This is a genomic window from Staphylococcus sp. 8AQ, from assembly GCF_902506595.1.
GTDB classification, from domain to species: Bacteria; Bacillota; Bacilli; order Staphylococcales; family Staphylococcaceae; genus Staphylococcus; species Staphylococcus pasteuri.
On the sequence record NZ_LR733871.1, the window covers coordinates 2,113,737 to 2,133,171 of the forward strand.

Sequence of the window (19,435 nt, forward strand, 5' to 3'; positions counted from 1 at the left end):
GTCTATTTTTTAAGCGATATAAAATTTTTAGCAAAATCACTGATAAGCAGACTCATACTATAAATGAGGTTGTATATAACTCACTCTGAAATTGATTGAATATATAGTATCTTTAATAAAATGCAGCTATTGTGGCGTAGAATTTAAGAATTAAAAAATGATTAATATAGTTTGAAAAGACTGAATATAAATACTAGAAGAATAGCCAGTAAATGAGTTTATTATGAATTCATTTACTGGCTTCTTTAAATAATGATCTAGACAATTTGCTTTTCTAGACCTACTTTGAAATACGTTATTTTCTTTAAGCATATTAATATATGACTTGTGTTGATAATGCTAACCTTGGTCAGAGTGTATTGTCATGCGATAATTCAGATGAGATTTTTTAATTAAAACCTTATTTTAAACATCGATGACAAGGTCTAATGTAGGACGTATAGACATCATTTTCAGAATGATATAAATAAATCCATAAATGGAGATAAATCGAAATTATTTATACCCCATTGGGGTATATGTTATAGTATAAGTAACTTTACTATAACATTTTCATTAGGAGGGGTTAATTTGAATAATAATGGTGAAGCGCATAATCATCAAAATCACATGAATCATTCTAATCAAATGCATCATGATAACCATGCCTCACATCATCATCATAGTGGCCATGCACATCATCATGGAAATTTTAAAGTTAAGTTTTTTGTTTCATTAATTTTTGCAATACCTATCATTCTTTTATCGCCAATGATGGGTGTTAACTTACCTTTTCAATTCACATTTCCAGGTTCTGAATGGGTAGTGTTAATATTAAGTACAATTTTATTCTTTTATGGTGGTAAACCGTTCTTGTCTGGTGGTAAAGATGAAATTGCTACAAAAAAACCAGGCATGATGACCTTAGTTGCCCTAGGTATTTCAGTAGCTTATATTTATAGCTTGTATGCTTTTTATATGAATAACTTTAGTAGTGCAACTGGTCATACAATGGACTTTTTTTGGGAATTAGCAACCTTAATTTTAATTATGCTATTAGGACATTGGATAGAAATGAATGCTGTCGGAAATGCTGGAGATGCTTTAAAGAAAATGGCAGAACTGTTACCTAATAGTGCTATTAAAGTTATGGATAATGGCCAACGTGAAGAAGTTAAAATATCAGACATCATGACTGATGATATCGTCGAAGTAAAAGCCGGAGAAAGTATTCCAACAGATGGTATTATCGTTCAAGGACAAACATCTATAGATGAATCCCTAGTCACTGGAGAATCTAAAAAAGTACAAAAAAATCAAAATGACAACGTCATCGGGGGTTCTATTAATGGGTCTGGAACAATACAAGTCAAGGTTACAGCTGTGGGAGAAGATGGATATCTTTCTCAAGTTATGGGACTTGTTAATCAAGCACAAAATGATAAATCTAGTGCTGAATTGTTATCTGATAAAGTAGCGGGTTATTTATTCTACTTTGCTGTAAGTGTTGGCGTGATTTCTTTTATTGTCTGGATGCTCATTCAAAATGATGTTGATTTTGCATTAGAACGTCTTGTAACTGTGTTAGTCATTGCTTGTCCACATGCTTTAGGCTTGGCAATACCTTTAGTCACTGCATGTTCTACTTCAATTGGTGCACATAACGGTTTAATTATTAAAAATAGAGAGTCTGTAGAAATAGCTCAACATATCGATTATGTAATGATGGATAAAACTGGTACTTTAACTGAGGGTAACTTTTCTGTGAATCATTATGAGAGCTTTAAAAATGATTTGAGTAATGATACAATATTAAGCCTTTTCGCCTCATTAGAAAGTCAATCTAATCACCCATTAGCTATAAGTATTGTTGATTTTGCGAAAAGTAAAAATGTTTCATTTACTAACCCACAAGACGTTAATAATATTCCAGGTGTCGGATTAGAAGGTCTAATTGATAATAAAACATATAAAATAACAAATGTCTCTTATCTTGATAAACATAAACTTAATTATGACAATGACTTGTTTACTAAATTAGCTCAACAAGGTAATTCAATCAGTTATTTAATTGAGGATCAACAAGTCATTGGCATGATTGCTCAAGGAGATCAAATTAAAGAAAGCTCAAAACAAATGGTAGCTGATTTACTATCAAGAAATATTACACCAGTCATGCTTACAGGTGATAATAATGAAGTGGCACACGCTGTCGCAAAAGAATTAGGTATTAGTGATGTCCACGCACAACTCATGCCAGAAGATAAGGAAAGCATTATAAAAGATTATCAAAGTGACGGTAATAAAGTCATGATGGTCGGAGACGGTATCAACGATGCGCCGAGTCTTATAAGAGCCGATATTGGTATAGCAATTGGTGCAGGCACAGATGTTGCAGTGGATTCAGGTGATATCATACTTGTTAAAAGTAATCCATCAGATATTATTCATTTCTTGACCCTTTCAAATAATACTATGAGAAAAATGGTGCAAAACTTATGGTGGGGTGCAGGTTATAATATTGTTGCTGTACCTTTAGCAGCTGGTATTTTAGCATTTATCGGCTTGATTTTATCACCAGCTGTAGGAGCAATATTAATGTCTTTAAGTACAGTTATAGTAGCGATTAATGCTTTTACATTAAAATTAAAATAAAAGAGGTAAACCTTATGTATAATAAAGTTTTTGCAATTTTAATTATAATTTTTTCCATAACAATTATTGCGTCTAATGATACTTTCGCAGAAAGTAAGAATGATATGATGAATATGAAAGAAGATAAGAAAAATACAATGGATATGACAAATATGAAACATCATGACGAAAGAAAGAAATTAAATTCTTCACAAGGAAAAAATGAAATAATATTCCCTAAAGTTGCAGAGTCAAAAAAAGATAACAATGGTTATAAAAATTATACATTAAAAGCTCAGGAAGGAAAGACAGAGTTTTACAAAAATAATTTTTCTAATACTCTAGGCTACAATGGAAATTTACTTGGACCAACTTTAAAATTAAAAAAAGGAGATAAAGTTAAAATTAAGTTAATAAATAACTTAGATGAAAATACAACATTTCATTGGCATGGATTAGAAGTAAATGGAAAAGTGGATGGAGGGCCTTCTCAGGTTATAAAACCAGGAAAAGAAAAAACTATAAAATTTGAGGTTAATCAAGATTCTGCTACGTTATGGTATCACCCCCACCCCTCTCCAAATACAGCTAAACAAGTTTATAATGGCTTATCAGGATTATTATATATAGAAGATAGTAAAAAGAATAATTATCCTAGTAATTATGGAAAAAATGATTTGCCTATAATAATCCAAGATAAAACATTTGTATCTAAAAAATTAAATTATTCAAAAACGAAAGACGAAGATGGCACTCAAGGTGATACTGTTCTTGTGAACGGAATAGTAAACCCCAAACTTACAGCAAAAGAAGAGAAAATACGTTTGAGACTTTTAAATGGTTCTAATGCTCGAGATTTAAATCTTAAGCTAAGTAATAATCAAAGTTTTGAGTATATTGCTTCAGATGGCGGTCAATTAAAAAACGCTAAAAAATTAAAAGAAATTAATTTAGCTCCTTCAGAAAGAAAAGAAATAGTAATAGATTTATCTAAAATGAAAGGCGAGAAAATCAGTCTGGTTGATAATGATAAAACTGTAATTTTACCGATTAGTAACAAAGAGAAAAGTTCTAACAAAAGTAATACACCAAAAGTAGGTAAGAAAATAAAATTAGAAGGTATGAATGATAATGTTACCATTAATGGTAATAAATTCGATCCTAACAGAATAGATTTTACACAAAAGTTAAACCAGAAAGAAGTATGGGAAATTGAAAACGTCAAAGATAAAATGGGTGGTATGAAACATCCTTTCCACATCCATGGAACGCAATTTAAAGTTTTATCTGTGGATGGGGAGAAACCTCCAAAAGATATGAGGGGTAAAAAGGATGTTATATCTTTGGAACCTGGACAAAAAGCTAAAATAGAGGTTGTATTTAAAAATACTGGAACATACATGTTTCACTGTCATATACTTGAGCATGAAGATAATGGAATGATGGGTCAAGTAAAAGTAACAAACTAATCAATAGGGAAATTTTAATATGATGAAAAAAGATAAAGACACTAATGACCAAAAAAGTGAGAGCCATATGAAGCATAATGATGAAAGTAAAGTTCCTGAAGATATGAAATCGACTAATGAAGGTGAATTTAAAGTAGGAGATAAAGTAACGATTACAGCAGGACATATGCCAGGTATGAAAGGTGCAGAAGCTACTGTAAAAGGTGCGTATAAAACATATGCCTATGTTGTAAGTTATAAACCCACAAGTGGAAATGAAAAAGTAAACAATCATAAAAGGGTCGTAAACGAAGAGATCAAAGATGCACCTAAAGATGGATTTAGTAAGGGCGATACTGTTAAATTAGAAGCAAGTCATATGTCTGATATGAAAGGTGCTACAGCCAATATAGATAACGTGAAAAAGACTACTGTTTACGTAGTTGATTACAAATCCAAAGATAATGGTAAAATCATTAAAAATCATAAATGGATGACAGTAAATGAACTGAAAGCACGATAAAAATCTAGTTCTAGATTGAGAAATAAATAGATATAAAAATATCCCCCTTAATCAATAATTTAAATAACTTATTATTGTTAAGGAGGATATTTTTTAGTGTGTAAATTAAAAAGAATTTTAGAAGAATAACATTTATCAAAAAACTGTTCATTACGTTATTAATTGAAATTATATAATTAAAAACCACATCATTAACCGATACGCAGAAGCATATCATAAGTGATGCGGTTTTTCAGTTTTAGTAGTTATCTTTTATGCTATAATTATAGCAATAAAAATTTTAAATTAAGGTTGGATTATAATTTGGTAAGATTTATTGGTAATAAAAATGCATTAAAAAATAATAAAATGAGAAATAATGGATAAACTAAAGCATCCCTCACTGCAAAGTGAAGGATGCTCTAGTTTTATTAGAATATAGTTTTCATTTTGATAGATAATGGTTAATAATTGTCTGTAAATCATTATTAAGTACCGTTGTAATACAATCGTCATTCATAAAATCTTCATAGATTTTCCCCAATATTTCTTCATCTTCAATTGCTGTGAAGTGATGTACTAGCCCTTTTACTATTGATATATAATTTTGTGACGCTAAACAATTAGCAACCGTTCACCAGTCTGATTGTGTAGTTTCACGGTTCATAGATAACCCTCCTTTTTATTTTAATGTCCATTTTTGACGTGCTTTAGGGTTTAGTGAATGCATGATTTCATTTGTTGCTGGATTAACGAGTTTTTTAACTTTCTTTTTGTGAGGCTTCAACATTTCCATCACTTGCTCAACACGTTTGACGACAATAGGCCGCTTCGCATAGGCGCCATAAGCTAGAATCACTGTGTCACTTTCACTTATCGCTTTCATTAAGTGTATATCTGTGTGCTCATCGTATGGTTCTTTGATATGTTTGAGATTTTCAGGCGTTTTAATATTCGAAAATAAATTCACTAAATATACAGCGCCATATTGTTCAGAATTCGCTAATTGATTAAGAATGAGAACAGTAGTAGGATCGAGTGATAATACACCATCTAAATGAGGGTACATCGTTATCACTGTACAAGCGGGTTTCTCTTCATCCCATGTTTTCTTGAGTAAGTAGCGGTGTTGTTTATCTCCGCTAAATATCGCTTCTGTGTATATTGTACTTTTAATTGTATTCATATATCGTTACTCCTTTTAATATTTTTCTGGCAAAAGCATCACATAATAAAAAGCGTCTACATCATCTTCTCGGATGACGTAGACTTTCTTAGGTAGTGCATTTTGATTTTTTACATAGTTTGTATAGTGATATTTCAATTTGTACGCGGGTTGTTTTTGTTCATGTGTGATTGACAATATATTCTTATCTTCTTGTAGTCTAAAAATGTGTAGGTAATCTGTATGGAGGTGATTATCTCTTTCTTTCACCATATTCCAAAGTAATATTTGAAGCTCTAGAGATAGTTGTTCACTAATGCCTCTTGTGATATATCGATTGATTTTCATATTATTTTACCTCATCTTGAATTTCTTTCATGATGATAATTGCTTGACTAATAATCGTAACAGATATTTGTGCCACTTTGATCCAATTATTCATGGCGATTCCCTCCTTCTTTTAGTAGATGACGTTCATCGATAATCGTATTTTTAATATCAGTGAGGTAGAGAAAGTCCATATCAAAATAATCCAAATAACCAATGCTGATGAGTTGGTTATTGGCGTACATAAGAAATGGATAGATACTTAGCTCATGTATTTCATTGTTATAGTAGGTATAAGTTTCAAGTGTAAGATGAGCAAGTGGGGTATGGTCTACAAAACGAGTAGGAAGTATATTTTCTGCTGCTTCTTCTAACGCTTCACATTCCCATGTTTCATTTTTAGATAGTTGGAAAAGACGAGTTATATATTGTTTGAGTTCTTGAGTGATTGTTTTCATATCATTGCCTCCTAGATAGTGTGATAGTGATGTAGTTGATATACATCATTGGGATAATATATATTTGATTTGTCATTTATTACGAATCCCGGTGAGAATAAGAGAAAATTACATATAAAAAACCGCTAAAAACATTGGTATGACAAGGAAATACCGGAATCCCGCCTATTTTGACGAACAATCAACTCATTATTTATACGTATTAATGATGAGTGTATCTCTCTGCTTCCTTATATATATTATTTATTTGTAAAAAATAACGAGATTTTGGGATTGTGCTTGCACAATCCTTCTGCTTCTTCGAATCTGCAAATCCCATTTGTTTCCCGGTAAAAAATCATCGTGGGATGTTCTTTAGCAATTTCAATATAAGCATCGTGTAGTAGTAGATAGGTAATGCCAATTTGCTACCATATTAGATAAGTGTTATTGAAATTGATAAAAACTATATACTTCAATAAAATGAAATTTGTAAATAAAAAAATAAGAGATAGAACCACGATTTCTTGTTCTACCTCTTTAAATGATAAAATGTTATTTTTCTTTTACAAGTTTTTTAACTTCTTCTAATTCTTTTTCAACATCTCTATTCGGTTTTTTAGTTATAAGACTTACGATATAAGTCACAATTAAACTTGTTAAAAATCCAGGAATAATTTCATATAAATTAAAGAAGTCAATATATTCTCCTAATGGTTTCACAAAAACAATCCAAATAATGACTACAACTGATCCTGATATCATACCAAAAATAGCTCCTGTACGACTTAATCCCTTCCAATAGAGAGATAGTAATACCAGTGGACCAAATGCTGCACCAAATCCAGCCCATGCATTACCAACAAGATTAAGTATAGTATCATTTGGAGTCCATGCGATTATAATAGATATAATTGCTATAATAAGAACAGATAATCGACCTACTAATAAAAACTCTTTTTTATGTTTTTTTGCAGCTTCTTCGCCTCTAATTAATTTATAGAAATCCTCTGTAAGTGAACTAGAAGTAACAAGTAGTTGTGAGGAGATTGTGCTCATAATAGCTGCTAAAATTGCTGCAAGAAGGAAACCACCAACCAATGGATGGAATAAAATTTGGCCCATTAAAATAAACAGTGTTTCTGGATCATTTAATTTAACTCCTCTATCTTGAACAAAAGCAATACCTATCAACCCTACACATACAGCACCAATTAAACTAATAGCCATCCAACTAATACCAAATCTTCTGGCAGTTTTTAATTGACTAACGGATTTGATTGACATGAATCGTACTATAATATGAGGTTGCCCAAAGTAACCTAATCCCCAAGCAAAGAAAGAAATAATTCCCACAATAGTAGTACCTTTAAATAAATCTAAATTAGTCGGTTTTAAATCTGCTGCTTGAGAAAAAGCATCAATACCTCCGAGCTGCATCATGGCTACAATAGGTACCATAACCATCGCAATTAACATAACTACACCTTGAAAGAAGTCAGTTAATGATACTGCTAAATACCCCCCAAAGAATGTATAAGCAATAACAATCACCGAAACTATAATAAGACCAGTATGATAATCTAGACCAAACGCACTATTAAATAATTTACCACCAGAAACCATACCCGAGTGAGTATATAGTGTAAAGAATACAACAATAATACCACCAGAGATAATTTTAATAATATTAGAATTATCATTAAGGCGATGTGTAAAGTAGTTAGGTAATGTGATTGAGTCATTCGCTTTTTCAGTGTACACACGAAGTCTTGGTGCTACAAGGATGTAGTTAACATAAGCTCCGATAGTTAACCCAATAGCTAACCATGCTGCTGATAAACCTGTTGTATAAACCTCTCCAGGTAACCCCATAATCATCCAACCACTCATATCTGAAGCTCCAGCAGATAATGCAGTGACGTAAGGTCCTATATTTCTTCCACCAAGCATATATTCACTTAAATCTCCGGTTGCCTTCTTATAACCATAATATCCAATAACAAGTAAAATTAGAAAATATACTGCAAGCATGATATATGTTCGCCAGTCAAGATTCACTTGGCTTGATAAAGATGTAGCTAAAACAAACATATTAAATAACTCCCTTATATTTATTTTTGTTACATACAATTAATATAATTTAAAGGTGTTTATATTAATTTGTATTAATACTTAAATATTGCAATTCTTTCAATTTGTCATAAAAATGACTCTTTTTTTATTTGAGTAACTAAAAATCTAATAAATGTTTTGAGACTGTTTATTTATTTTTAGATTGATACTGGATATATTCTTTTGTACGTTGATGATCAGGTTGTAAGGTTAAACCTAAGAATTTTCTTTCTTGATTGGCATCTTTGAAAAATGAAATCATCATAAAAATAACGACAATACTAAATGGTAGTGCTGAGATAATTGCTGCTGATTGCAGTGCATTTAAACCTGTTGATCCACCAGCAAGTAAAAGTACATATGCAATAGCAGATAACATTATACCCCAAACGATTTTAACAAAGGATGAAGGATTTAAACGTCCAAACGATGTTTGCATGCCTAATACAAATGTAGCTGAGTCAGCAGAAGTAATAAAAAATGAGCCTACTAGAATAATTGCAATAAATGATAATACTGTACCAAAAGGCATTTCATTGAATATACCGAATAGTTGTGTTTCAGGAGGCATTTTAAAAATATGCTTTGATTGTTTACTGATTTCAATACCTGTAACACCAAAAGTAGTAAACCAGAACATACTAATAATCGTAGGTACACCTAAAACGGCGATGACAAATTCTCGTATTGAGCGGCCTTTTGAAATACGAGCGATAAAGATACCTACAAATGGAGACCAACTCATCCACCAACCCCAATAATAAATCGTCCATGATTGCAGCCACTCATGTTTTTGTGAATTAAGTGGAGCCACATCGAAACTATTGAAAATAAGTGTATTTAAGTATTAACCAACTGAAGAAGTGAACATATTCATAATTAAAATTGTAGGTCCAACAATTAAAATAATAATAAGTAATGCTGCAGCTAATCCCATATTTAGATTACTTAAATATTGAATACCTTTACTTAATCCACTCCAAGCACTAATTAAAAATAAGATTGTAACAATAAAAATAATAATACCTTGAACGAGTTTATTATTTGGAATGCCAAATAAATAATTCAATCCACCATTAATTTGCATTGCGCCTACACCAAGTGATACAGCAACACCAACAATAGTAGCAAAGACGGATAAGACATCTACAATCGTTCCTAATGGACCTTCTACTTTACTACCAAAAATGGGACGTAATGTTCGAGAAATTAAACCTAACTCATTTTTTCGGAATTGAGTATATGCAAGTGCTAATGCTACTATTCCATAAACTGCCCATGGATGCAGTCCATAATGTAAAAAACTGGAGCGCATCGATTCTGCTAGAGCAGCTTGTGTTTCTGAACTAGCTGTTGGTGGAGACAAATAATGTGATATTGGTTCAGATGAACCATAAAATACAAGACCGATTCCCATACCTGCACTGAATAGCATTGTTAACCATGAAATAGTATTAAACTCAGGTTTATCATCGGGTTTCCCTAATTTAAGCTTACCGATTGGATGGAAAACAAGAATGATACAAAAAATAAGAATAATACTTACAAGAAACATATAATACCAACCGAATGTTTCGGTAATAAAACTACCAATTGCTCCAGAAATTGATCCAAATTGATTAGGGAATATAGCACCAATAATAACCAATAGTCCTACAATGGCTGAAGCAAACACAAATACATTTGTATAAAAGACTAACATATATGGGAGAAATATCAATATAAATGTTAAAATTTCACAAACATTTAATTTATTAATAAATTATTGAATATTTTAAAAATAAAGTTTTAAGTTTTTTTATGTGCTCAGTTTTAAATAAGAAATAGTAATACTATTATAGAAAAAGCGCTTACACCTTAGAGGGGAGCGTAGCGATGATGTCATCCGTTTAGATATGAAAGATGATAATATGTTATTTTACAATTTTTATAATAATACTCAAAATATTATAACTACAGAAAAGTTAGATATAATATCTTCATTTATAAAACAATATGATAAACCATTTGAACGAGACGAACATGGCAAACATGTTAAAGCAAAAGTGTTTGAAGGTATAAGTGACTTTCATAAGCGTGTAAAATAAGGATTTGATAATAATGATGTGCTATTGTATTTGAGATTGGAAATGAGTGTACATGAAAATAAGTATGATTAATTATTAGTTTATCTAATAATATAAAAAGGGACTATAAGCTATATCTAACTACTTATAGTCCTTCTTCATTAGTATAAATATATAATTATTAAGAAAGGTGTATATCTTTATAACCTTCGTTTACATTAATAATGTTGTGATAACCTTTGTGTTCTAAAATACCAATAGCTATAGAACTTCTAATGCCAGATTGACAGTGTACATAAATATCATCATTTTTATTGAAAGGTAAATCTGTGTCTAAAAGTTTGCCATGTGGTACATGAACTGCTTGAGATAAGTGGCCATTATTCCATTCATTATCATTACGTACATCTAATATATGTGATTCGTTACCTGTAATGTCTTCACTATGAATGGAACGTGTTTGAATCTTAGATTGAGGTAATTGATATCCAGCAACATCATCGTATCCAATGAGTTGTAAGGTGTGTGTTGCTTTTGAAATAAGGTGATAGTCTCCAATCAAGTTAATTTCTTGATCATAGTTTAGATACCAGCCAATTTGATTGATGAAATTTTTATCATATGGAATATTGATTGTACCTTCAATATGTCCACCATGATAAGCCTCCTTACTGCGGAGATCAAAAGTTAATCTGTTTGTATTTGTAGTTGGATAAACCGTATAAGGTTGATATAAATTCATACCGAATTGATTAATTTTTTTCATTTGTGCAAAATGATGTGGTGGTGCAGGTTGGTCAGAAATGAGTTTATCGATAAAGGTATCTTCATTATTTTCAGAAAAGGCCCAGTTCGTTTGTTTTTCATAACCAAGCGTAGATGTTGGAATAGCACCTAAAGATTTACCACAAGGACTACCAGCACCATGACCAGGCCAAATTTGAATATAGTCTGGCAAATCTTTAATACTTTCAATAGATTTAAACATTTGTTTAGCGCCTATTTCAGATGATCCTTCTACTTTAACCGCTTTTTCTAGTAAATCAGGTCTACCGATATCTCCTACAAAAATAAAATCACCACTGAATAGTCCCATTGGGACTTGTGCTCCAGCACCTTCGTCAGTAAGTAAAAAACTTATACTTTCTGGCGTGTGACCAGGTGTATGAAGCACTTTTAATTTTATATTTCCTACATAAATATCATCATTATGTTGAACAAAATGTGTGTGGTTAGGCATATTTTTATAACCTAATGTGTCATCACTTTCACCCGATACATAAATATTAGCATTTAACTTTATAGCAACATCTCTAATTCCTGAAGCAAAATCTGCATGTATATGTGTTTCAGCTGCATGAGTAATGGTTAAACCTTCTTCATCAGCAACTCGAATATATGAAGATAAGTCACGAATAGGATCAATAATCATGGCTTCTCCAGTTTTTTGACAACCGATTAAATAAGATGCTTGAGATAAATGTTTATCATAAAATTGTTTAAAAAACATAATATCATTCCTTTTTTAATTATATAAATAAATTATGGTTAGATTGTTCTGTATATCCAATATATGCACCTACGCCACCGTATTCTACATCATCGCGTAATTCTTCTTTTGTAATGCCCATCACATCCATGCTCATTGTACAAGCAATAAGTTTAACACCTTGTTCAACTGCTTGATTGATAAGAGAAGGTAAATCATCGACATTTTTCTTTTTCATGACATAACGCATCATTAGATTGCCTAAACCAAACATATTCATTTTAGAAATAGGCATGTTAATTGGTGAATTTGGAAGCATGAAGTCAAAAAGTTTTGCAATACCTTTTTTCTTAATACGTTGACTTTGAATTTTTTTAAGTGCATTTAAGCCCCAAAATGTGCAAAAAATGGTTACATCTCTCCCTGCGGCTTTAGCACCATTAGCAATAATCATTGCTGCAACTGCTTTATCTAGCTTGCCGCTAAATAAAACAATCGTTGTTCCACTTTTCGTGTGTGTCACTTCTATATTTTTATTTTCTTCTTTTTGAATAATAGCGCGAATTTCATTACCAGAATCATTGAGTCTAACAAGTGTATGTCCAGTTTGTTTGACCCAACTTTTAATATCATTTAAAAATCCGTGATCAGTCACAACAACTTCTATTTGATCACCAATAGCGATGTTTTTGATTTCTTTACTAATATTAACAATAGGTCCTGGACATTGTAGATTACTATAATTGAACATCTTACGATTATCTTTAATTTCTCTATCTTCTTTTACTTTAGATAAATTATCATTATGATGTTGTTGTTCGTATGCGGTATAACCTCCGTCTAAATTCACCACATCGTATCCACGTTGTGCAAGAAATTGACTGGCTTTTCTACTTCTATTACCACTTTTACAATAGATATAGTAAGTTTTATTTTTGCTTTGTTTAAAAGTCTCTATATTTTCAACTGAATGTAATAAAGCATTTTTAATGTGTCCTAATTCAAATTCTTCAGGCTGTCGAACGTCAATTAATTGACCCTTAGAACCCAATTCTTGTAATTCTTTTTTAGTGAAATCATTAATGTGTTTCGTTTTATATTGTGACATAATAGCCTCCTTTTAAATACCTATGGGGGTATTTTATAATAGATTAGATATTTTGTCAAATACCCCCACAGGTATTTGACAAAATAAAATTTAATCAATATGATGTAATTATTAAAAATTAATTTGGAGTGAAATATATTGGAATATAATAAAAAGATGATTAATCGTATTCATCGCATACAAGGACAGCTTAATGGTGTGATTAAAATGATGGAGGAAGAAAAAAATTGTAAAGATGTCATTAGTCAATTAAGTGCATCTAAAAGTTCTATTCAACGTTTAATGGGTATTATCATTAGTGAGAACTTAGTAGAATGTGTCAAAATGTCTGAAGAAAATAGTGAAGATTCTCAGGCACTAATTAATGAAGCAGTTGAATTATTAATAAAAAGTAAATGATAAGTATAACAGCAATTATAGTAATGTTAGCTATTGGTATCTTAGGAGGATTTATTTCTGGACTAGTTGGTATAGGAGGAGCCATTATTATTTACCCTGCTCTCTTATTATTACCACCTTTATTTGGTTTACCTACTTATAGTGCTTATATTGCTTCAGGATTAACTTCAATTCAGGTGTTTTTTAGTACATTGAGTGGATCTTTAAAAGCATATAAAAATAAAGATTTTTCTAGAACGCTTATATTTAATATGGGAAGTGGAATGGTAATAGGTAGTATTCTAGGTGCATTATTAGCAACTGTATTTAATAGTCATTTTGTTAATGTAATTTATATAATCATTGCTTTGTTAGCTCTTATTCTAATGTTTATTAAAATTACACCATCTACTAGTCATATTAAGTTTAATCGTGTACTTTTAATTACAATAGGTAGTATCATCGGTTTGGTATCTGGTATTGTAGGAGCTGGTGGAGCATTTATTATTATTCCAGTACTACTTGTTATATTTAAATTACCAATGAATGTGGTTGTTACAAATAGTATTGTAATTGCATTCATCTCTTCTATTGGAGCATTTATGATTAAATTATTACAGGGTTATATTCCTATCAATAGTGCAATACCGTTAATTTTAGGTAGTATACTATTTACACCTCTAGGTATGAAAATAGGACAAAAAATACCTGATTCTATTCAAAAAGTGATTGTAAGTATTTTAATCGTCATTGCAATCATTAAGTTGATTTTTTAAGAGCATTATATGATAGAAAATCTATTAAAAAGCGTCTCAACCATATTGAGACGCTTGAAGTTTATCTAGCTTTAAATGATTCAATGGAGGTTTTGATTTCATCTCTAACACGTTGAAATTCTGACCAAGGTTTGCCTGCAGGATCATCAAATTCCCAATGTTCCTTCTTTACATTAAGCGGCAATACAGGACAGTTTTGATCAGCATCGCTACATAGAGTTACTACTAAATCAGATTGGTTTAGTATAGTTTTATCTATTAGATTAGAAGTATGATTTGATATATCAATTCCAACTTCTTTCATAGCTTCGGTTGCTTTCGGATTGACACCGTGTGCCTCAATACCTCCAGAATATACTTGCCATTCATCACCTAAGATTTTTTTACCCCAGCCTTCAGCCATCTGGCTACGGCATGAATTACCTGTACATATAAAATAAATTATTTTCTTTGTCATCATTGACACCTCTTTTTTAAAATATAATAAGTGTAACGTACAAACCAACTAATGTGATAAACAGAACAGGAATCGTAATAACAATACCCGTTTTAAAATATGTGCCCCACGAAATTTTTACTCCTTTTTGTGTTAAAACATGTAGCCATAGTAATGTTGCTAAGGAGCCGATAGGTGTGATTTTAGGTCCTAAATCTGCGCCAATGATATTAGCATAAATCATGCCTTCTTTGATTAAACCGGTAGTTGCAGATTGTCCAATAGCAATTGCATCAATTAATACGGTAGGCATATTATTCATAATGGCTGAAAGGAATGCGGATATAAAGCCCATACCTATAACACTACTAAACAATCCATAGTTTGATATGCTTGATAGAATATTAGCTAATAGTGCAGTAATACCTACATTTTTCAGACCAAATACAACTAAATACATACCTATAGAGAAGAGCACAATATTCCATGGTGCACCTTTGATAACTTGTTTTGTATTTACTACTCTCGATTTATAGGCCAATACAGTAAATATAAACGCAATCAAACAAGCAATTAACGATACTGGAATTTGAATAAATTCACTAACTATATAACCGATGAGTAAGATTGATAAAACAATCCATGAAAACTTGAATAATTTTGGATCTTTAATGGCTTGATTAGGTGCTTTAAGATTTTTAATTTCAAAATGGTTAGGAATAACTTTTCTGAAATATAGCCATAATACAACGATACTTGCAAGTAAAGAGAATAGATTGGGAATGATCATGCGGCTTACATATTCAATAAATCCAATATGGAAGTAGTCAACAGAAACGATATTAACTAAATTACTTACAATTAGTGGAAGAGACGTAGTATCTGCAATAAAACCACTAGCAATAATAAATGGGAATATCGTTTTTTTATCAAATCCTAAACTACGTACCATTGCTAAAACAATAGGCGTCAGTATTAAAGCCGCACCATCATTTGCGAAGAAGGCTGCTACAACTGAACCTAAGAGCATGATAAAGATAAACATTTTCAAGCCATTACCCTTTGACGCTCTTACCATATGTATGGCAGACCATTCAAAGAATCCAATTTCATCTAATATGAGTGAAATAAGAATAACTGCAACAAAAGTTAAAGTCGCGTTCCAAACAATTCCAGTAACTTCTAGTACGTCTGAAAAGCTTACAACGCCAGTGATTATAGCAACTACAGCACCAATTAATGCTGTAATACCTATATCTAGCCCTTTAGGTTGCCAAATTACAAAAAGGAGGGTTAAAAGAAAAATAATAATCGCTAAAATAGTCATTATTTACATTCACCTGTCTTTATTTTTTTACACATACATTGTTGAGTAGGGGAACTAATATAAGTTAATTCTTTATTGATTGCATCTAAGTATTCTTGATTAAGTTGATACATACGTTTAGTACCGTCTTTTCGCGTAGTCACTAGTTCATTGTCTACCAGTATTTTCATATGATGACTTAATGTAGGTTGTGAGAATTGGAAATGCTCTAATAAATCACAAGCACATAATTCACCACAAGATAATAAATCTAATATTTCTAATCGACTTGAATTGGATAAAGTTTTTAATTGTAATGAAAGTTCCTTGTAAGACATAAATTTGCTACCTCCTTTAATATAGAATATCATATATATAGATAACAATCTATATACATTGATTTTTTGCAACAATCCATTAGATTGTTTATAACGTGATTGGTACTATTGGGCTGATCCGAAGGATGATGGTTCTGAACCTAATAACTGGGAAAGTATCTTTAATGGTTCAACTTGGGAATTTGATGAAAATACAGGACAATATTATTTTCACTTATTCAGTGTTAAACAACCCGATTTAAATTGGGAAAACCCTGAAGTACGAAATGCAGTTATAGACATGATGAATTGGTGGTTCGATAAAGGTATTGATGGTTTTNATTTAGTATTAAATAACGGAAGAATATCAGATACGATTTTACATTTTTCTTCATCACTTGTTGAAAATATTCAAGGTCCATTATTTGTTATCGCATTACTATTTATCTTTTTCTTCCTAGGATTTATTATTCCATCATCATCTGGACTAGCTGTATTAGCGATGCCTATTTTTGCACCATTAGCCGATACGGTGGGTATTCCTAGATATACGATTGTTACGGCGTATCAATTTGGTCAATATGCAATGTTATTCTTAGCCCCAACCGGTTTAGTCATGGCTACATTACAAATGCTTAACATGCGTTATTCTCATTGGTTCCGTTTCGTTTGGCCAGTGGTTGTCTTTGTACTTGTATTCGGTGGTGGCATGTTAGTAACTCAAGTTTTATTACATTAACTATATTTTATGAAAAGGGATAATACATCGCCATTGATGTATTATCCCTTTAACTCTATTTATTAATTTCACGTGTTAACCACTCAACAATTTCCCGGAAAATATTTTTATTATATGATGACTCATTAAATATTTCATGTTGAAGGCCGTCATAAATGTGTATTGATTTATGTTTAGAACCAATTTCATTATACAATTCTAGTGAATCTTGATAACTTACTAATCCATCATCTTTGCCATGCAAGATCAATATCGGTTCAGTAAAATATGCTGCATTTTCTTTCAATATCTTAACACCATCTAATAACGTATAAATTAAACCCATTGATATATCTTCAGCAATTAAATCATCCGTCTCATATATTTGAACTACTTCTTCATCAGAACATAAGCCTTCTCCTAATTCATTAGGTATATACATATCATAAGGGTGATTACTATCAAGGTCTCCAAACAAATTTAAATGATTCCTCGTTAACGCTCCAGAAGTAATAATACCATCAACAAGTCCAGGATGCTTCGTTCCATATAGAGTAACTGCATAACCACCCATACTATGACCAATCAAATAAATGTTACCTGGACAATTTTCCATCACACATTGTACGGTTGCATCCAAATCTTCAATAATTTCATTTTCATTATTATAATATACAGGTTTTCCTTCTGAACGACCATGCCCTCGTTGATCATAACGAATAACATTAAATTGATTATCGTTCAAAAAAGCCGCCAACTCATCATATCTATCAAGATACTCTGCTAAACCATGTACTATAATGACATTAGCTTTTGAGTTATTAACCGTGTTAATTTTACCGTACAAATTTGTACCATCTGCTGATTGTATATATTTTATAAAATTCATGGTCATCGACCCCTTTATATTATTAATACCCCTTTTTCGAACAATCATAACTCATCACTTAATTTCGTTCGGAATGTAAACTTCTGATTCACTATCAGGAGGATAATAATATCCGTTAGGAATCGTTTGTAATTCAATTAAACTGCCCCATGGTGTTTTGATATAAACTGTTTGATTATCGTTCGTATCTTCATAACGTGTATTTAAATGTGGTTCTGAAATTGGCTCGCCACCAGCAGATTTAACTTGTTCTACAGCATGCTCAAAGTCATCAACATAAAAAGATATGTGCGTATAGCCAATATCTTGCAATGTCTCTGCTTGACGTTGTGTCGCATCTTTAAACTCAAATAGTTCAATATTAGGTCCATTTCCAAATACCATCATTCGTTTTTTAATAATTTTGGCACCTTGTTGTAGTCCTAAGACACGTTCAACAAATTCTCCTTCTCTAGGATTGTCGTATTTTGTTTGGCTATCATAAGCAATTTTTCCATCTAAACCTTCTTTAAAAAACTGTGTTGCTTCTTCAATATCAGGAACAGTAAGTCCAATATGATTAATACCTCTTGAAATTGTCATATTTAAACACCTCTTTACTTTTATTTTTCCCGTATTTTAATTTTTCTACTTTTTTATTCTTATCATTTGACACTTTTTGTTAATAAATATACTTTTAAAGTAGAAAAAGCCTAAAACTTTTAGATATTTAAGCATTAAAAAGTTTGCTTTTCTAAAAATAGTGTAGTATATTATTTATATCAAGTACAAATGATATATTAAAAAGAAAACGGAGGAGTTAATTATGACTCAATTTACATTCGATAGCGTACACAGTTCTTTAGAATTCCAAATCAAACACTTAATGGTATCAAAAGTTAAAGGAACATTTGATCAATTTGACGTAAATGTTGAAGGCGACATCAACGACTTAAGTTCTTTAAAAGCAACAGTAACAATCGATCCAAAATCAATCAATACTGCTAATGAAGACCGCGACAATCACTTAAAATCAGGAGATTTCTTCGGTACTGACGAATTCGACAAAATCACTTTCGTAACTAAAGAAATCAGCGAAAACAGTGTTGTTGGTGACTTAACTATTAAAGGTGAAACTCATGAAGAAAAATTCGACGTTGAATTCAATGGCGTAAGTAAAAACCCTATGAACGGCGAACAAGTTACTGGTTTCATCGTAACTGGTAAAATTAACAGAGAACAATACGGCATCAACTTCAACCAAGCATTAGAAACTGGTGGCGTAATGTTAGGTAAAGACGTTAAATTCGAAGCTTCAGCAGAATTCAGCGTACAAGACTAATTTAAATATATTTTTTTAAAACGT

The 19,435-nt window shown here is 31.3% G+C and carries 17 protein-coding genes and 5 pseudogenes; 9 read left to right on the forward strand and 13 right to left on the reverse strand.

Annotated elements, in window-relative coordinates:
- Positions 1-570: 570 nt before the first annotated feature.
- Genes GVY01_RS10410 through GVY01_RS10420 form a run of 3 tightly spaced genes read left to right on the forward strand, consistent with a single transcriptional unit; the run spans position 571 to position 4,584 of the window.
- Positions 571-2,634 carry a heavy metal translocating P-type ATPase gene (locus GVY01_RS10410; protein WP_201294210.1) on the forward strand — a complete coding sequence of 688 codons (2,064 nt, stop codon included), beginning with the start codon at positions 571-573 and terminating at the stop codon, positions 2,632-2,634.
- A 14-nt stretch (positions 2,635-2,648) separates the two neighbouring features.
- Entirely contained in the window at positions 2,649-4,082 is a 1,434-nt protein-coding gene (locus tag GVY01_RS10415) for a multicopper oxidase family protein (RefSeq protein ID WP_017636308.1), read from the forward strand.
- A gap of 19 nt (positions 4,083-4,101) precedes the next feature.
- On the forward strand, positions 4,102-4,584 hold the full coding sequence (locus GVY01_RS10420) for a YdhK family protein (RefSeq protein ID WP_089589865.1): 483 nt from the start codon (positions 4,102-4,104) through the stop codon (positions 4,582-4,584).
- Between the two features lie 424 nt (positions 4,585-5,008).
- On the opposite strand, the pseudogene GVY01_RS12645 reads toward GVY01_RS10420, so the two are convergent.
- From GVY01_RS12645 to GVY01_RS10450, 6 genes and pseudogenes are all read right to left on the reverse strand, one after another.
- Positions 5,009-5,230, reverse strand: a pseudogene (locus GVY01_RS12645) (hypothetical protein).
- Between the two features lie 15 nt (positions 5,231-5,245).
- The gene (locus GVY01_RS10430; RefSeq protein WP_159333755.1) at positions 5,246-5,749 is read right to left on the reverse strand and encodes a DUF1643 domain-containing protein; all 504 of its coding nucleotides are present in this window, start codon (positions 5,747-5,749) and stop codon (positions 5,246-5,248) included.
- A 15-nt stretch (positions 5,750-5,764) separates the two neighbouring features.
- Positions 5,765-6,076, reverse strand: coding sequence for a DUF960 family protein (locus GVY01_RS10435; RefSeq protein WP_159333756.1), 312 nt, complete (start codon positions 6,074-6,076; stop codon positions 5,765-5,767).
- Positions 6,077-6,162: 86 nt separating this feature from the next.
- On the reverse strand, positions 6,163-6,513 hold the full coding sequence (locus GVY01_RS10440; RefSeq protein ID WP_047211156.1) for an SAUGI family uracil-DNA glycosylase inhibitor: 351 nt from the start codon (positions 6,511-6,513) through the stop codon (positions 6,163-6,165).
- A 534-nt stretch (positions 6,514-7,047) separates the two neighbouring features.
- Positions 7,048-8,586: a sodium/proline symporter PutP gene (gene putP, locus GVY01_RS10445; RefSeq protein WP_159333757.1), complete on the reverse strand. Its 1,539-nt coding sequence runs from the start codon at positions 8,584-8,586 to the stop codon at positions 7,048-7,050.
- A 169-nt stretch (positions 8,587-8,755) separates the two neighbouring features.
- A pseudogene (locus tag GVY01_RS10450) lies at positions 8,756-10,309 on the reverse strand (BCCT family transporter).
- 220 nt (positions 10,310-10,529) lie between these two features.
- On the opposite strand from GVY01_RS10450, the pseudogene GVY01_RS10455 reads away from it, so the two are divergent.
- A pseudogene (locus GVY01_RS10455) lies at positions 10,530-10,766 on the forward strand (hypothetical protein); the annotation flags it as partial.
- An 88-nt stretch (positions 10,767-10,854) separates the two neighbouring features.
- Here GVY01_RS10455 and cstB read toward each other — a convergent pair.
- Together cstB and GVY01_RS10465 are read right to left on the reverse strand one after the other, a co-directional pair.
- Positions 10,855-12,183, reverse strand: coding sequence for a persulfide dioxygenase-sulfurtransferase CstB (cstB, locus tag GVY01_RS10460; RefSeq protein WP_159333758.1), 1,329 nt, complete (start codon positions 12,181-12,183; stop codon positions 10,855-10,857).
- 19 nt (positions 12,184-12,202) lie between these two features.
- Positions 12,203-13,270, reverse strand: a complete 1,068-nt coding sequence (locus GVY01_RS10465; RefSeq protein WP_159333759.1) for a DsrE/DsrF/DrsH-like family protein — start codon at positions 13,268-13,270, stop codon at positions 12,203-12,205.
- Positions 13,271-13,408: 138 nt separating this feature from the next.
- On the opposite strand from GVY01_RS10465, the gene cstR reads away from it, so the two are divergent.
- Together cstR and GVY01_RS10475 are read left to right on the forward strand one after the other, a co-directional pair.
- On the forward strand, positions 13,409-13,669 hold the full coding sequence (gene cstR, locus GVY01_RS10470) for a persulfide-sensing transcriptional repressor CstR (protein ID WP_000456194.1): 261 nt from the start codon (positions 13,409-13,411) through the stop codon (positions 13,667-13,669).
- Entirely contained in the window at positions 13,666-14,424 is a 759-nt protein-coding gene (locus GVY01_RS10475; protein ID WP_159333760.1) for a sulfite exporter TauE/SafE family protein, read from the forward strand. Before cstR ends, GVY01_RS10475 begins: the two co-directional genes overlap by 4 nt.
- A gap of 61 nt (positions 14,425-14,485) precedes the next feature.
- On the opposite strand, the gene arsC is transcribed toward GVY01_RS10475, so the two are convergent.
- The 3 genes from arsC to GVY01_RS10490 are packed head-to-tail and all read right to left on the reverse strand — an operon-like array spanning position 14,486 to position 16,504.
- Positions 14,486-14,881: an arsenate reductase (thioredoxin) gene (gene arsC, locus GVY01_RS10480; protein WP_017636298.1), complete on the reverse strand. Its 396-nt coding sequence runs from the start codon at positions 14,879-14,881 to the stop codon at positions 14,486-14,488.
- A 16-nt stretch (positions 14,882-14,897) separates the two neighbouring features.
- Positions 14,898-16,190, reverse strand: a complete 1,293-nt coding sequence (gene arsB / locus GVY01_RS10485) for an arsenite efflux transporter membrane subunit ArsB (RefSeq protein WP_191962470.1) — start codon at positions 16,188-16,190, stop codon at positions 14,898-14,900.
- A complete protein-coding gene (locus GVY01_RS10490) occupies positions 16,187-16,504 on the reverse strand; it encodes an ArsR/SmtB family transcription factor (RefSeq protein ID WP_017636296.1) in 318 nt (105 codons plus the stop codon). The genes arsB and GVY01_RS10490 overlap by 4 nt, the downstream gene beginning before the upstream one ends.
- A 94-nt stretch (positions 16,505-16,598) precedes the next feature.
- Between GVY01_RS10490 and GVY01_RS10495 the strand changes: the two are divergent.
- A pseudogene (locus tag GVY01_RS10495) lies at positions 16,599-16,823 on the forward strand (alpha-amylase family glycosyl hydrolase); the annotation flags it as partial.
- 1 nt (position 16,824) lies between these two features.
- Positions 16,825-17,222: pseudogene (locus GVY01_RS10500) on the forward strand (YfcC family protein); the annotation flags it as partial.
- A gap of 55 nt (positions 17,223-17,277) precedes the next feature.
- Here the strand turns inward: GVY01_RS10500 and GVY01_RS10505 are convergent.
- Positions 17,278-18,090 carry an alpha/beta hydrolase gene (locus GVY01_RS10505; RefSeq protein WP_017637281.1) on the reverse strand — a complete coding sequence of 271 codons (813 nt, stop codon included), beginning with the start codon at positions 18,088-18,090 and terminating at the stop codon, positions 17,278-17,280.
- Positions 18,091-18,144: 54 nt separating this feature from the next.
- Positions 18,145-18,672: a VOC family protein gene (locus tag GVY01_RS10510; RefSeq protein ID WP_017637282.1), complete on the reverse strand. Its 528-nt coding sequence runs from the start codon at positions 18,670-18,672 to the stop codon at positions 18,145-18,147.
- Positions 18,673-18,895: 223 nt separating this feature from the next.
- On the opposite strand from GVY01_RS10510, the gene GVY01_RS10515 reads away from it, so the two are divergent.
- A complete protein-coding gene (locus GVY01_RS10515; RefSeq protein WP_017637283.1) occupies positions 18,896-19,411 on the forward strand; it encodes a YceI family protein in 516 nt (171 codons plus the stop codon).
- Positions 19,412-19,435: the final 24 nt, after the last annotated feature.

What these genes read in the sequence shown, in the direction of transcription:
- GVY01_RS10415 (WP_017636308.1), top strand. Translation starts at nt 2,649, where the DNA reads ATGTATAATAAAGTTTTTGCAATTTTAATTATAATTTTTTCCATAACA.
- GVY01_RS10420 (WP_089589865.1), top strand. Translation starts at nt 4,102, where the DNA reads ATGATGAAAAAAGATAAAGACACTAATGACCAAAAAAGTGAGAGCCAT.
- GVY01_RS10430 (WP_159333755.1), bottom strand. Translation starts at nt 5,749, where the DNA reads ATGAATACAATTAAAAGTACAATATACACAGAAGCGATATTTAGCGGA.
- GVY01_RS10435 (WP_159333756.1), bottom strand. Translation starts at nt 6,076, where the DNA reads ATGAAAATCAATCGATATATCACAAGAGGCATTAGTGAACAACTATCT.
- GVY01_RS10440 (WP_047211156.1), bottom strand. Translation starts at nt 6,513, where the DNA reads ATGAAAACAATCACTCAAGAACTCAAACAATATATAACTCGTCTTTTC.
- putP (WP_159333757.1), bottom strand. Translation starts at nt 8,586, where the DNA reads ATGTTTGTTTTAGCTACATCTTTATCAAGCCAAGTGAATCTTGACTGG.
- cstB (WP_159333758.1), bottom strand. Translation starts at nt 12,183, where the DNA reads ATGTTTTTTAAACAATTTTATGATAAACATTTATCTCAAGCATCTTAT.
- GVY01_RS10465 (WP_159333759.1), bottom strand. Translation starts at nt 13,270, where the DNA reads ATGTCACAATATAAAACGAAACACATTAATGATTTCACTAAAAAAGAA.
- GVY01_RS10475 (WP_159333760.1), top strand. Translation starts at nt 13,666, where the DNA reads ATGATAAGTATAACAGCAATTATAGTAATGTTAGCTATTGGTATCTTA.
- arsC (WP_017636298.1), bottom strand. Translation starts at nt 14,881, where the DNA reads ATGACAAAGAAAATAATTTATTTTATATGTACAGGTAATTCATGCCGT.
- GVY01_RS10490 (WP_017636296.1), bottom strand. Translation starts at nt 16,504, where the DNA reads ATGTCTTACAAGGAACTTTCATTACAATTAAAAACTTTATCCAATTCA.
- GVY01_RS10505 (WP_017637281.1), bottom strand. Translation starts at nt 18,090, where the DNA reads ATGAATTTTATAAAATATATACAATCAGCAGATGGTACAAATTTGTAC.
- GVY01_RS10510 (WP_017637282.1), bottom strand. Translation starts at nt 18,672, where the DNA reads ATGACAATTTCAAGAGGTATTAATCATATTGGACTTACTGTTCCTGAT.
- GVY01_RS10515 (WP_017637283.1), top strand. Translation starts at nt 18,896, where the DNA reads ATGACTCAATTTACATTCGATAGCGTACACAGTTCTTTAGAATTCCAA.